At 60.7% G+C, this 13,914-nt stretch carries 12 protein-coding genes and 1 tRNA gene; 1 reads left to right on the top strand and 12 read right to left on the bottom strand.

From position 1 onward, the window contains the following. Positions 1 to 187: 187 nt before the first annotated feature. From tig to FAA97_RS03780, 4 genes are all read right to left on the bottom strand, one after another. A complete protein-coding gene (gene tig / locus FAA97_RS03765) occupies positions 188 to 1,663 on the bottom strand; it encodes a trigger factor (RefSeq protein ID WP_136597172.1) in 1,476 nt (491 codons plus the stop codon). Between the two features lie 188 nt (positions 1,664 to 1,851). After that, positions 1,852 to 1,936, bottom strand: a tRNA-Leu gene (locus tag FAA97_RS03770). Positions 1,937 to 2,091: 155 nt separating this feature from the next. Continuing rightward, complete coding sequence (locus FAA97_RS03775) at positions 2,092 to 2,679, bottom strand: GDYXXLXY domain-containing protein (RefSeq protein ID WP_136597173.1); 588 nt, start codon at positions 2,677 to 2,679, stop codon at positions 2,092 to 2,094. Further along, positions 2,676 to 3,785, bottom strand: coding sequence for a DUF2157 domain-containing protein (locus FAA97_RS03780; RefSeq protein ID WP_136597174.1), 1,110 nt, complete (start codon positions 3,783 to 3,785; stop codon positions 2,676 to 2,678). The genes FAA97_RS03775 and FAA97_RS03780 overlap by 4 nt, the downstream gene beginning before the upstream one ends. A 562-nt stretch (positions 3,786 to 4,347) precedes the next feature. Between FAA97_RS03780 and FAA97_RS03785 the strand changes: the two genes are divergently transcribed. Further along, positions 4,348 to 4,494 carry a DUF1127 domain-containing protein gene (locus tag FAA97_RS03785; protein WP_136597175.1) on the top strand — a complete coding sequence of 49 codons (147 nt, stop codon included), beginning with the start codon at positions 4,348 to 4,350 and terminating at the stop codon, positions 4,492 to 4,494. Positions 4,495 to 4,595: 101 nt separating this feature from the next. Here the strand turns inward: FAA97_RS03785 and FAA97_RS03790 are convergent, their stop codons facing one another. The 8 genes from FAA97_RS03790 to FAA97_RS03825 all read right to left on the bottom strand — a co-directional run bounded on the left by FAA97_RS03790 (position 4,596) and on the right by FAA97_RS03825 (position 13,866). Continuing rightward, positions 4,596 to 5,561, bottom strand: coding sequence for a nucleoside hydrolase (locus FAA97_RS03790; RefSeq protein ID WP_136597176.1), 966 nt, complete (start codon positions 5,559 to 5,561; stop codon positions 4,596 to 4,598). Between the two features lie 64 nt (positions 5,562 to 5,625). Beyond that, the gene (locus FAA97_RS03795) at positions 5,626 to 6,081 is read right to left on the bottom strand and encodes a GFA family protein (RefSeq protein ID WP_136597177.1); all 456 of its coding nucleotides are present in this window, start codon (positions 6,079 to 6,081) and stop codon (positions 5,626 to 5,628) included. Between the two features lie 37 nt (positions 6,082 to 6,118). Continuing rightward, a complete protein-coding gene (gene cobM / locus FAA97_RS03800; protein ID WP_136597178.1) occupies positions 6,119 to 6,904 on the bottom strand; it encodes a precorrin-4 C(11)-methyltransferase in 786 nt (261 codons plus the stop codon). A gap of 172 nt (positions 6,905 to 7,076) precedes the next feature. After that, positions 7,077 to 8,933, bottom strand: coding sequence for a precorrin-3B C(17)-methyltransferase (cobJ, locus tag FAA97_RS03805; RefSeq protein WP_136597179.1), 1,857 nt, complete (start codon positions 8,931 to 8,933; stop codon positions 7,077 to 7,079). After that, a complete protein-coding gene (gene cobI, locus FAA97_RS03810; RefSeq protein ID WP_136597180.1) occupies positions 8,933 to 9,670 on the bottom strand; it encodes a precorrin-2 C(20)-methyltransferase in 738 nt (245 codons plus the stop codon). Before cobI ends, cobJ begins: the two co-directional genes overlap by 1 nt. Beyond that, positions 9,667 to 10,908: a precorrin-6y C5,15-methyltransferase (decarboxylating) subunit CbiE gene (gene cbiE / locus FAA97_RS03815; RefSeq protein WP_136597181.1), complete on the bottom strand. Its 1,242-nt coding sequence runs from the start codon at positions 10,906 to 10,908 to the stop codon at positions 9,667 to 9,669. The genes cobI and cbiE overlap by 4 nt, the downstream gene beginning before the upstream one ends. After that, positions 10,901 to 11,533, bottom strand: coding sequence for a precorrin-8X methylmutase (locus tag FAA97_RS21170; RefSeq protein WP_206109966.1), 633 nt, complete (start codon positions 11,531 to 11,533; stop codon positions 10,901 to 10,903). Before FAA97_RS21170 ends, cbiE begins: the two co-directional genes overlap by 8 nt. Before the next feature lie 932 nt (positions 11,534 to 12,465). Then, entirely contained in the window at positions 12,466 to 13,866 is a 1,401-nt protein-coding gene (locus FAA97_RS03825; RefSeq protein ID WP_136597183.1) for a sirohydrochlorin chelatase, read from the bottom strand. Positions 13,867 to 13,914: the final 48 nt, after the last annotated feature.

The following is a 13,914-nucleotide window of genomic DNA, read 5'->3' on the forward strand; positions in this document are numbered from 1 at the left end:
TATCCAAAAGCCAATGCCGCCATGAGATTGCCTAAGAAAGACCCCTCAACCCGCAACATTTCCGATTGCAGGCTGCAATCAGATTGCAGAATTGTAAAGTGGCAATCTTCCCGTTACGCACGGAATACGCGCAACAAAAAAGGCCGCCCCAGAGGGACGGCCTTGCCGGAAATGGAGTGGACGACGCTTATTCGGCGTCGGCTTCATCAGCCTTCTTCTTCGAAGCAGCCTTCTTCTTCGGAGCAGCGTCCTCGCCTTCGGCTGCGTCTTCAGCCTTGGCAGCCTTCTTCTTCGACGCAGCCTTCTTTGCCGGCTTTTCCGCTTCCTCAGAGTCGTCGGCCATCAGCTCTTCCTTGCTGACGGTCTTGTCGGTGACGGAGATTTCGGAAAGCAGCTTGTCGATGACCTTTTCTTCGAAGATCGGCGCGCGCAGCGAAGCGGCCGCACCCGGGGTCTTGCGGAAGAATTCGAGGATTTCCTTCTGCTGGCCCGGGAACTGCTGCAACTGGGCGTAAAGCGCGCGCTGCATTTCTTCCTCGGTTACGTCGACGCCACCCTTCTCACCGATTTCGGAGAGAACGAGGCCGAGGCGAACGCGGCGCTCAGCGAGCTTGCGGTATTCGTCACGGGCTTCTTCTTCGGTGGTGTCTTCGTCAGCAAAGGTCTTGCCGGACTGCGCGAGATCGGTGTTGATCTGGCGCCAGATGTTTTCAAACTCGGCGTCAACCAGCTTCGAAGGGGCTTCGAACTGGTACATGCTGTCTAGCTGGTCGAGGATCTGACGCTTGACCTTCTGGCGGGTGATCGAGCCGAACTGGCCTTCGATCTGGCCGCGGACGATTTCCTTCAGCTTCTCAACCGATTCGACGCCCAGCTTGGTGGCCAGCTCGTCGTTGATCTCGATTGCGGCCGGGCTTGCGACTTCCTTGACGGTGATGTCGAAGGTGGCTTCCTTGCCGGCGAGGTTTGCTGCCGGATAATCAGCCGGGAAGGTAACGGTGATGACCTTCTCGTCGCCAGCCTTCAGGCCGACCAGTTGCTCCTCGAAGCCCGGGATGAAGCGGTTCGAGCCGATGACCAGTTCTGCGTCTTCGTCCTTGCCACCGTCGAAGGCAACGCCGTCGACCTTGCCGAGGTAGTCCATGGTGACGCGGTCGCCGTCAGCAGCCTTGCCCTTCTTGGCTTCAAAGGAACGGGCGTTTTCAGCGATCTTGAGGATCTGCTCGTCGACTTCCGATTCCGGGATCTCGACGACTTCGCGCTCGACCTTGATGCCGTCGACCGGCTTCAGTTCGATGGCCGGGATGACTTCGTAGGAAATGGAGAATTCCAGGTCAGCCTGAGCCGACAGGATCTTTTCCGCTTCCTGCTCGTCCTCGGTCATGACGATTTCGGGCTGGGTCGCGGACTTCTCGCCACGCTCAGAGAGGATTGCGCTTGGCTTGTCGCGGATGATCTCGTTGACGAGTTCAGCCATGATGGACTTGCCGTACATCTTCTTGACATGCGAAACTGGCACCTTGCCCGGACGGAAGCCGTTGATCCGGACCTTGTCCTTCACGTCGGCGAGGCGCTCGTTCATGCGCTGTTCCATGTCCTTGGCCGGAATGACGACCTTGATTTCGCGCTTCAGCCCTTCAGCGAGCGTTTCGATAACCTGCATGTTCTAAACCTTCATGTCGTGGCGGCCGTGCTCGGACAGCCGGTGGTTTTCTCTGAGCACGACGCCGGAATCCATTTGTTCCCGGACGTGGCTGCGTCGCAATCGTCAACAATATGCCAAGCAAAACGGCGCCGGAAAGATGGAAGCTACACCTCGGTGCCCCTCACATCGATCCCGCGCGGCTTAGCTGGTGCGGGTAGAGAGACTTGAACTCCCACGCCTTGCGGCACCAGAACCTAAATCTGGCGTGTCTACCAATTTCACCATACCCGCGTCCAAAAGCGCATGCCGCATTCGCGCATGGCCCCTCCGGAGCGCGCGTCTCTATAACACCCGTTTTCCCGAGCGCAAAGGAAAAATCACAGTGTTGCAAGGGGGGATCAACAGGCCTGTTCCCGGCCCCTTGCAGCGACGAGGGAATGTCTCCCTCAATAGAGAGGCTCCTCATAAAGCGGCTTGCCATCCAGCATCAATGCCCGGATCTGCGCGCGCCCTGATTCACCCACCCGGATTGCCACGGATACCCGACCATCGTTGCGCGCATCTTCAATGGACCGCCCCTCATCCTCGGGAACGTAATATCGCTCGATCCCATACGTTAATCGGATCTGGTTTCCCGGCGACCAGAGCCAGCTCGAAACGCTGATCGGATCAGAAGCCAGAACCGCACTGCCCTCCTGATGGGCGATCGGATCAAACGATGCTTCATCGACCGCCCAGTAACCGTCTTCGGCAGGCTTCAACCGCACGTAAACAGGCGCGTATATATTGTCCGCCGGCCGCCTGCCCTTCAGGCGCTCGACCGCGATTGCCGAAATGTCATAGGTCAGCACGACATAATCGCCGCGCAAAAGGTCACGCGGGTCAACCGGCGCAGACCGAAGCAGCACCTCCTGGCCAAAGCGCAAGACTTGAGCGCGCGTGACGATCATGGAGGCGAGGATGGCGCACTGGGCCATGCTCACAAGAATTGCAGCAAGGAGAAAGCGCCGGGGAGATTGTAGCAAGAACTTCATGCTGACACCTGCCCGGGAACTGACGAAAAGCGACGTTCCAGTCGAACGACCACAAAGGCGATCACCGCCACAATAAAACCGGCCAGCAGGAAGAAAGCCGCAGTACCCAGCATGCTGTCGATCGTCTCATAGGACAGATAGAGAATTTCTGCTGCAAAAGCCGCATAGGCAAGATAGCGAACCGCGCCGTTGCCACGCCCCTCCAGGGCGATTGCGGCAATGCAAAGAGACAGGATCGCGACGGCGACGATCGCGGTCGCAAGCGGACCTGACGCTGTTACATGGAGCGAGCCAAGAGCACTGAGAGCGACCAACAAAGGATAAAAAGTTGCAGACGGCCCAAGCTGCGACTGGAAGACCGCCTGCGCGCGCGAAGGCATCGCAACTGCGAGAAAAACGCCTGCACTTGCGATGGCCACACCGGCCCCGACCCCGGGGTCGCCATCAATCAGCCAATACCACCAGATCCACTGGAAGCCCAGGAACCAAGCGAAATGCTTGGCCCGCCCTGCCCCCGTCGCCGTCGCGAGCCACCCAATCGCGAGTGCTGCGACAGGCGACCAGAATGCCCAAAGCCCTTGTTGTTCGGGGGACCATCCCAGGTCTTCAAGCCCTGTCCAGAAAGCTGCGATGGCCAGCAGGCCAGCAAAGCCGCTCAAGGGGCCGGAACCGAACAGCCATGCCGAGCCCATCGTAACCGCCATCCACAGGAAGAGGGCAGAAAAGGCATCTCCTGATAGGTGATACATCTGGCCGATCATGGCGATGCCGCCACCAAAGCTGGCGGCTGCGAGAATGAGGGCGCCCGCAGAGACAAGCGTCGCGCCACGCTTGTGCGCCAGCCAGCCCGCAACATTGCAGGCCCAGATCAAGACAAAGATCCCGATTACCCGAGCAGGCCTTGGGATCAACTCCCAATTGGCGGCGACCAACATCAGCAGCGCTGCGGCAAGAAGAACGGCCGCAAGCAGACCAAGCACGCCGCCGAGACTGAAGTTGCCACCGCGCGAATCATAGTCGGCCAGCAGCCTTGCCGCCTGTGCCTGATCGAGAAACCCGCGATCGGCCCAGTTTTCCAGATCCCGTTTCAACCGACCACGATACATAGCGCTCTCCGTCCTTGTCTTTTGTTCCACCAAGCGACCCTCTTGGCAAGCCGCGCTAAACTTGTGACGGCGAGACACCTTGTTGGCCACAACCAGAGCAGCAAGCGTGCATATGCACGCCGCGCATGCCTTCCATGCTGATATTGCACTGCACAAAATGCCGAGCACGCAGTATAAGAAAATTACTGAGACGAAAGAGCGGATGTTCTTCCTCAGACGAGTTTCGAGCGGCGTTACCTCCTCCCAACGCTTCTCGATTTGATCGGCAACTACCTCCTCCCAGTTGTCGATCCTCCATAATGACGCCCACCGGACCTCCTCCCCCGGTGGGCGTTATTTTTTGTTCAAACCACAGTTTTGTATGCGCAATCCGGCATCAGACGCTGACTGAGAAGCTCACTTTTTCATCATTTTACGAATAGTTAACCCTTAAGCCATGCGCAACACGCATGGTTGCTCTGTGGCATTGGCTCTTCAATCGTTTCGCATCGCAGCATATATTCGGATCAACAAATTCGCAGGGGCCCATGAAGGGGTCCAACCAACCCAAAGAGGCCAACCCATGAACATCACTCGCTCGCTCACCAACTGGCGCAAGTATCGTCAGACCGTAACGGAACTCGGCCGCATGTCGGACCGCGAACTCCGTGACCTCGGCATCGGCCGGGAAGATATCCGTCGCGTTGCCCGCTCGGCCGTTCACGGCTGATTGCAAGGCGGTTAGGCCGCCGATGCATCGGGACCATCCATGCAAAAACCCCGGATCGATGCGATCCGGGGTTTTTCTTTGTTCTGCACCGCCCAGCGCCCTCAGTCTTCCCGGACGGAAACGATCACGTCGTGAATCAGCTTGAGTACGGCGGGTGCGTCGATCCCGACGCAGATCTTCTGGCTGGGCAGGTCACCATCCCAATCCGAGGGGCCAAAACCGCGGCCATCCGGCTTCTGGATCGTCTGGCCATCGGCGATGCCACCGCAAACGACGCGGATCGTGCCGGATCGGGTCTTGAACAGCTCGGGTGCCACGACATAGACGCAGGCGCAGCTGTCATGCACCACCATGCCGTCATCGACCAGGCCTTCGTAGAAATCGATGTAGAACTGCGACAGGTCGAAGAGAAGACGGGCCCGGCTGGTGCCGGCCGCATCGCGGATATCGGCAAGCTGTCCACGCGTCATCACGGTCTGCATGGTGACGTCGAGACCGACGACGACAACGGGCCAGGTGGCCGTCATCACGACATCGGCCGCTTCCGGATCGCCATGGATATTGGCCTCCGCCGCCGGCGTCACATTGCCGTTCACGTCGAAGGCGCCGCCCATGATGACGATTTCCTTCACCAGACCGACAATCTCGGGATCTTCCTTTAGCGCATTGGCCAGATTGGTCATGCGGCCGACGGCAACGATCGTCACCTCCCCCGGATTGGCCCGCACCGTCTCGACGATGAAACGATGGGCGGGACGCGGATCGGGATTCACATCCGTCACTTCGGGAACGCCGATATTGCCGAGCCCGTCATCGCCATGGATGAACTTCGGCGGCGCATGCGTGACACGATGCGGAATGAAGGTCTCGCCCGCACCGCGTACGACCGGTGCGTCGATCTTCCACTCACGCTTCAGGAACAGAGCATTGCGCGTGGTGATATCGATCTCGGCATTGCCGAAGACAGTCGTGATGCCGAGCAGATCGATCTCCGGATGATGGTGGAGAAAAAGCAGCGCCATGGCGTCATCGACGCCGGGATCCGTATCAAAGATGACTTTATGCATGAAATCTGTCGCCCGTCTGGAGGAAACGCGCCTTCTATCGCAATCGCTTGCGCGGAGAAAGCGCTCAGTTTGCGGTTTCGGAAAACTCGGCCATCAGCTTCGGGAAGTCTTCCATCGGCGGAAACTGCGGATAGCTGTGGCGGGCAGGCACGGTGACCCATCCAAGCTTTTCCGTGACGCAGGTTTCGATGAAGGGTGCGGCCTCGGCGGTCTGGTCCAGCATGCTGGCGCGCACGTTCATCAGCGGACCGAACATCTCGGCTTTGGTAAACACCCAACTCAGGCAATGCGGGCAAAAATGATGCCGCAGATCGCCATGCAACCCGCCGATCACGGTTTCCAGCCCACTGACTTCAACGCAATCCTGCGGAAAGAGCGCGCTCAGCGAAAAGGCGCTGGCTGTCATGCGCTGGCAGCCCTTGCAGTGGCAGGCCATGGTCATCAGGGGGCGCCCCCTGACCTTCAGGCTTACCTGTCCGCAGCGGCAGCTGCCCTGATCCGTTTCATTGACCGCCTGCATGGATTATCCTTCCCTTTGCCCTTGGATATCTGCCCGTTCAGTCCTTCGCCTTGGCAGCCTTCTTCTTACCGACATTGCGCAGGACATGCGAGAAGCCCGCATTGTACAGGTCGCTGTCACGGAATTCGACATGGCCGAAAACCTTGCCGACCATGATCAGTGCCGTGCGCGTAATCTTGGCCTTGCGCACTTCATCAGCCATGTCCTTCAGCGTCGTGCGGATGAACAATTCGTCCGGCCAGGTGGAGCGATAGGCAACCACAACCGGGCAATCCTCACCGTAATAGGGTGTCAGTGTGTCACGGATATGCGTGAGATTGCGGATCGACAGGTGAATGGCCAGCGTCGCGCGCGATTTTCCAAGAATTTCCAGCGTCTCGAATTCCGGCATCGAGGATGCCTTCATTTCGGTGCGGGTGATGATCACCGTCTGGGCGATTTCCGGCAGCGTCAACTCGGTCTTCAGGCGCGCGGCCGTCGCGGCAAAGGCCGGTACGCCCGGCACGACATCATAGGGAATGCCTGCCGCATCGAGGCGGCGCATCTGTTCGGCAATCGCGCCGTAGATCGAGGGGTCGCCGGAGTGAACACGGGCAACATCCTCACCCCGTTCATGGGCGGCCACCATGTCCGAGACGATCTCGTCGAGATGCATCGGCGCGGTATCCTTGACGATGGCGCCCTCAGGTGCAGCCTTGACGATCTCCTCCGGCACCAGCGAGCCTGCATAAAGGCAGACCGGGCAGCGCTCGATCAGGCGCAGGCCCCGTACGGTGATCAGATCGGGGGCTCCGGGGCCGGCTCCGATGAAATAGACGGTCATGCTTCATTTCCCTTTCAATTCAATGGGCATTGCGATGCCCCTCATCCCCCTTCCGGGACCTTCTCCCCGTAAACGGGGAGAAGGGGCAAGACGCCGACCGCACCGGCCTTCTCCCCGCCTGCGGGGAGAAGGTGGCGGCAGCCGGATGAGGGGCTTCACGAACCCCGAGATGTCAAACGCCCTTCATCCCGCTCTCCGCCTTGCCCGAATAGCCGCGCGGCGTGTAGACCCAGGTCTTGCCGTCACCTGTCGTCACGGTCCGGCTTTCCGACGAGCCAACCACGACAACGGTCAGCATGTCGACATCATCAACATTGAGTGCGCCAAGCGGAACGGTGCGCACTGCCTCACCCTCGCGACCGAGATTGGTGGCGAGGATGACCGGCGATGATGCCGGGCGGTACTTCAACAATTCGTCACGCGCATAGGCAAGCTGGGTGCGGCGCTTCATCGAGACCGGATTGTAGAAGGCGATGACGAAATCACCTTCGCCCGCGGCCTTTACCCGGCGCTGGATGTGTTCCCATGGCGTGAGAAGGTCGGACAGCGAAATGGTGCAGAAGTCATGGCCAAGTGGTGCCCCGATGCGGGCAGCGGCCGCCTGAAGCGCCGAGATGCCCGGCGAAACCTGGACCTCGATCCGGCTTGCGGCGTCAGAAATGCCGCCCTTGTCGAAGAGTTCGAAGACCAGGGTCGCCATGGCGTAGATACCGGCATCGCCCGAGCAGACAAGCGCAACTGTCTTGCCCTCGCCCGCCAGTTCCATCGCATGCACGACGCGCGCCTCCTCCTTGCCGAGGTCGAAATCGTGGCGGACCTTGCCGTCTGCAAGCGGCCCCAGCAGGTCGAGATAGAGCGAGTAGCCAACGAGATCAGTCGAATTCGACACCATGCGGGAGACTTCCGGCGAGCGCCAGCCCTCCGAGCCCGGGCCGATGCCGACAACGAAAAGCCTGCCCCGGGCGCGGCCAATGTCATTGGGATCGACGATGTCGGACGCACGCGCGATTGCGGCGGTTGCGACCTTCGACTTGATCTTTTCGACGACGAGTTCGCCCGCAGCGCCGACAGCAGCCAATGCGGCGCCTTCCGCCACGCCATGGCAGCCAACTTCGGCGAAGACCACATCGGACGGGTTCTTCAGCCGCGGGGCCTCGGCCTCAAGCGTGGCTGCGGTGAAGAAACGCGCGGGCACGCCGAAATGGGCCGCGACGGCATGGATCGCCGTCTCATCGGCCTTGAGATCGATCGAGCAGACGGCTGCAAGGCTTGCCCGGGAAAGACCACCCTTGGCTAACGCCTCTTCTGCGAGCGCAATCGCTTCATCCGGCTTGGCATGCCGTTCACAGCCCATGCCGAGCACCAGCGTCTTCGGGTGATAGACGAGTTCAAGCTCGCCGGCGGTCTTCTGTTGGTCGGTCACGGTCAACGTCACGCGGGCCTCTTGTTGGAATGAAAGTCTGGATTGGGTGAGCCATGTGGCAAGGGAAGACAGAGCGCCGCTGTCGACGACAAGCCTCGCCCCCTCGCCGGCCACCAGCTCCGCCATCACCGTCTTGGCATCGGTGGGATTGGCAAGCACATGGCCTTGCGGCGGCTGGTCGAGGGCAACGCCCAGTTTCAGGTCGCCTGCGGTCGTGATCGCAGCATGCGCGCCGATCGCCGCGGCGATCTTACGGGCAAGATCATTGGCCCCGTGATGGCCGCCGAGCAACGGCACCACCGACGAGCCGTCCTCGGCAACTGCCAGTACCGGCGGCTCGGCATGCTTGTCGGCAAGCACAGGCGCAAGAAGGCGAATGAGTGCGCCGGATGCCATCACGGCGATGATCGGCCGCCCGGCGGCAAAGAGCGTCTGGACATGTTCCTTCACGGAGGAAAAGTGCACATCCGCCGTGCTCACCCTAGCAGACGCACCATGCACCTCCCCGAAGATCGCAGTCGCGACCTGGCGGGCGAGCGGGATTGCCGCCTCGTTCAGCACGAGAATAGCGGGCTTGTCCGCAGGAACGGTCGAGACAGCCGCCATCAGAGCCCGCTTCCAAGCGTCTTGGCAAGGGCCGGATGCCAGCGTTCCTCCCCCTTGTAGATCAGGATCATGGAGAAATACGGAGCCGTGTCTTCGGCGACCTCGGCCAGCGGCAACAGCCTCTGCTCGCCAAGGCTGACGCGCTCGGCATAACCGGCCTGGCGTGTGAGGCCGAGGCTGTCGATCAGTGCGCGAATGCGCGGAAAATGACGGCCGAGCTTGATGATGGCGACGGCGCCCGAGGCTTCTATCCGGGCTGAAAGTTCCTCGTCCGGCAGCGGCCCGGGCAAAACCGTCAACACGTCATTGCGCGCGGCAAGCGGCCGCCCGAGCCCGGCGGCAGCCGCCATCATCGAGGAAACGCCCGGCACGACTTCGGTCGGATAGCGATCGCCAAGCCGTTCGAAGAGATACATGAAGGAGCCGTAGAAGAAGGGATCGCCCTCGCACAGCACCGCCACGTCCGCACCGGCTTCGAGATGACGTGAAAGCGTTTCGGCGGCCTGGCTATAGGTCTCCTGAGCCGGAAAACGTTCGACGCGCATCGGCACGACAATCGGAACCTCAAGCTGTGCCGCGGTCAGATAGGGCGCCGCAATCTGGCGGGCGAAGCTCGGGCCGGTATCCGGCGCCGGATAGGCCACGACAGGGCAGTTCGTCAGGATCCGGTGTGCCTTCAGCGTCAGGAGTTCCGGATCGCCGGGACCGAGGCCGAGGCCATAAAGTTTACCGGTCATGCGTCCTCTCCCTTCACCGCCGTCCACATTGTGACCGGCATCAGCGACTTCCAGCCGCAATAGCGACCGACAGGTGCTGCCCGCGCCACCTGAATGCGTGTGAGGTCACCGCCAAAGACGCTCCGCAGTTCGACAAGGCGCGCCTCGCCTTCAAGGGTGACAGCATTGGCGACGAGCAATCCACCGGCCCCAAGCGCATCCCAACAGGCCTCAAACACGCCCTCGCCGGTGATTCCGCCACCGATAAAGACGACATCGGGCCGCTTCAACCCATCAAGCGCCAGCGGTGCTGCACCCTCGACGATCTCCAGATCGGGAACGCCGAGGACTGTGGCATTGTGGCGGATCATCGCCACCCGCTCTGGCTTGCCTTCCACGGCAATTGCCCGCGTCCCCATCCCGGCCCGCATCCACTCGATGGCAATCGAGCCGCACCCAGCGCCCACATCCCACAACAGTGCATCGGGAAACGGCGACAATTGCGCAAGCGTCGCTGCGCGCACTTCGCGCTTGGTCAGTTGACCGTCATGGCGGAAGGCTTCGTCGGGCAGGCCGGCGATGGGGGAGAGGAGCGGCCCGTTCTGGGCGCAATCGATCGCCAGTGTATTGAAGTCGGACAGCAGAGGCGGCGCCTCGGCCATGTCGATCGCCGTCATTCGGAAAATTCGCTCCTGCGCACCGCCCATATGTTCGAGAACATGCAGGATCGAAGCGCCAAAGCCCTTTTCGGCGAGCAGAACCGCCGCCGCCTGAACGGTCTCGGCATCGGAGGTGAGCGCCAGTATGCGCGCACGCGGCAGGACGTGCCGATTGAGATGGCTCAAGGGTCGGCCATGAAGGGAGATCTGCGCCACGGATTGCAGCGGCCAGCCCAGTCTTGCAGCTGCCAGCGAAAAAGCAGATGGGCTCGGCAGAACGAACATTTCCTCGGCTGAAACGTAGCGCCGCAGCGTGGCACCGATGCCGAAGTGCATGGGATCACCGGTCGCAAGGACAGTAACCGGCGTGCCGCGAAGCCTGAGGATTTCCGCAAGGGTTTCGCGAAACCCCGCCCCCCAGGTGAGGATTCGCTTGAGGCTCGGCAGAGAGCTTCCATCGATCACAGCATCGAGCCGCTCACCGATCACCAGCGTCTCGGCCTGCCAGACAATCGATTGGGCCTCGGGCGTGAGGCTTTCCAGCCCGTTGTCGCCAATGCCGACGATCGTCAACCACGGACCGTGCAGGATCTCAGACATTGGTGCCAAGTCCCCCGGCAAGAGCATTGATGGCGGCCGAGGCCATGGCCGAGCCGCCCTTTCGACCACGGACGGCGATATAGGGAATGCCGCGACTGTTGGCGATCAGTTCAGCCTTGCTTTCGGCTGCACCGACAAAGCCGACGGGAAAACCAAGGATGATCGCCGGTTTCGGCGCACCTGCATCAATGCGTTCCAAAAGGCGAAAGAGAGCCGTCGGAGCATTGCCGATCGCAACAATAGCGCCGGCAAGATGGGCGTCCCAGAGATCAACCTGGGCTGCAGAGCGTGTGTTGCCGATTTCTTCAGCCTTCGGCCGCACACGCTCGTCGTTAAGAAGGCAGATCACGTCATTCTCTGCTGGCAACAGACGACGGATAACGCCATGGCGAACCATTTCAACGTCAACGAGAATGGGCGCGCCCTTTTCCAGCGCGGCCGCACCCGCTTCAAAGGCACCTTCGGAAAAGGCAATCTCATCGAGGAGTTCCACCATGCCACAGGCATGGATAAGACGGATGACCAGAGGCTGCAAGACCGGGGGAAACTGACCCAGATCGGCTTCCCGGCGGATCGTCTCGAACGATTGGCGGTAAATCTCGGCAGGGTCGCGAATGTAGTCCATCTGTTCAAGCCCTTGCCCATCCGGGATGCCAACCGACTTTGCACCAACCAGCTCCCGATGACCGATGCCGAGCACCCAGCCTTCTTCCTGAACCGAGACAGCCGCTTCGTCATCGGTCAGCATGGGCGGCCTGCCAAGCAGACTTGCAAGGCGTCCATCGGCCGCGAAACTGCCGAAGGCTTCAGCCACAGTCCGGACCTGCGCTGCATCCTTCACATCAAAACTCCCGGTCAGCGTGAACAAGGATGGATAAATCTCGGCGAAGACCACGGGCTTGGCAAAGTCCGAGGTAAAGCCTGTGTCGAACGGCCAGACGGCAATATCGTCGCCGTGGCCACTCTCGTCGAGGAAACGCGAAAGACGGGCAATCCCAAGCAGGGTCTGGCTGCCAACCGAACCGTTATATGTCAGTTGCCAGACCGATTTAGCACCCTTAGCAAACTGCTCCGAACGGCGAAACGCGAATGGAGCCGATTGCGGCAGCGGCGGCCTCTTGTCGGACAAATGGGCATAAAGATGCTGATGCGGCCTTCCCCAGAAGCGCGGCTCGCCGGCAAAATGCGTGGCGTTCCAGCGCGAGGCAAGGTCGAAGCGGCTATTACGATTGTCGGGTGAATCCTCGATCTCGTCGGAAATCTTGCGCCACAGGGCCCGCCAGTCCGCCCGCCCCGTCAACCGCTCGGCGGTGCCAGCCGGATAGCCAAAGGCGAAGTCGAACCCACAGAGAAGGCGTTTGCCTTCAATGACCGCTGATCCGACCACAGCCTCCAGCCGCTGCATGAAGGCGTGTCTGGTCGAAAAATTCTCGACCCAATCGATTTCACAGCGATCGCCCTCGCAGCGGGCAAGACACGCCCAGAGCGAGTTTTTGCCCGTCACCGGTTGCCCGGCGCCGGACCAATCGACGATCAGGATGCGATCGAAGAGCGGCATCACTTTTTCTTCTGCATCGACTTCGGCCCCAGCGGATGGTCGGCATGGGGATAAGGCGCATGGTGGTGATCGTGCCCATGCGAATGGTCGTGGCCGTGATCGTGGCTATGACCGTGACCATGATGATGATGATGATGATGATGATGATGGCCGTGATCGTGGTGGTGATGGTGATCATGCCCATGGCCATGGTGGTGATCGTGTCCATGATCATGCTCGTGGTGGCCGCAGCCACAATTCGGTCCATGCTCGTGATGGGCTGTCTTGCCCGAGGACGGGGCGTCCATCACGGCCTGCAGTTCGGCATCCGGGGTCTTGTCCTTGAGCGCAGCATATTTGCCACCCAGGGTGAAGGAAGCCGCATAATCGAACGAGGTGTCGACCGGCACAGGCTCGAGGCTTGCCGGTTCCGCATGGCTGTGCACCGGCGTCCAGGGCAGACCATGCTCACGACAGAAATCGGGATCGCGGCAGGACGCATCGCAATCACCCCTGCAGGGACAGTTTTCAAGGCCGCCGCCAATGCCTTCGACATGATGGTGATGGCTTTCCTGCGGCTGGCCGACATCGGCTTCGAAGCCGAGCACCTGCTCGCGATACTTGCACATCTGGCAGTTCATGACGGCCGCCCCCTCGAGGATCTCGCTCACGCGATCCTGAAAGGCATCGAGCACCAGCGGGTGGTCGTTCAGGTAGCTCGCCTTGACGAACTGAATGTCAGGAAAGCGCGCCGCGACCTCGTCGGTATAGCTGTAGATGCGCTTTACCAGCACGCCGGTGAAGAGGAAGTACGGGAAGACGATTATCCGCTTGTAGCCAAGCTTGGCGGCATGCGTGAGGCCCGGTTCGACCAGCGGGAAGGTAACGCCGGAATAACAGGTCTCGCCCCAGCCGAAACCCATGCCTTCCCAGAGCATACGCATGACCTTTGTCGCGTTGGAATTGGCATCGGGATCCGACGACCCGCGACCGACCACCATCAACAGCGTCTCATGCTTGTCGACGAAGCCAAGCCTTGCGTTCGCCTCATCAACCGCTTCCTGAATGCGATCTCCGGCGGCACGGATCATCTTAAGATCGATGCCGAGCTCGCGACCGTAATTGATCACCATGCCAGGATTCTGGGCCTGGTAGGTGTTCAAGACGGAAGGGATGTCATTCTTGGCGTGGCCGGCGGCAAACAGCATGCCCGGCACGGCAAGGACGCGGGTCACGCCCTGGTCACGCAGACTGTCGAGACCGGCCGAGATCACCGGATTGCAGAATTCGAGATAACCGTATTCAACCGGCATGTCGGGGTTGCGGGCGCTGAGCGCCTCCGCGATCACGGCGAATTCCTTGGCCGCGTTCTGATTGCGGCTGCCGTGGCCGCAGACCATGATTCCGAGTTTTTCCGCCATGAGACAAGGCCTCCCTGCTTCGTTTCCTTTGCCTGTACGAAGCGCCGA

The organism is Peteryoungia ipomoeae (genome assembly GCF_004912165.1).
Classification (GTDB): Bacteria; Pseudomonadota; Alphaproteobacteria; order Rhizobiales; family Rhizobiaceae; genus Allorhizobium; species Allorhizobium ipomoeae.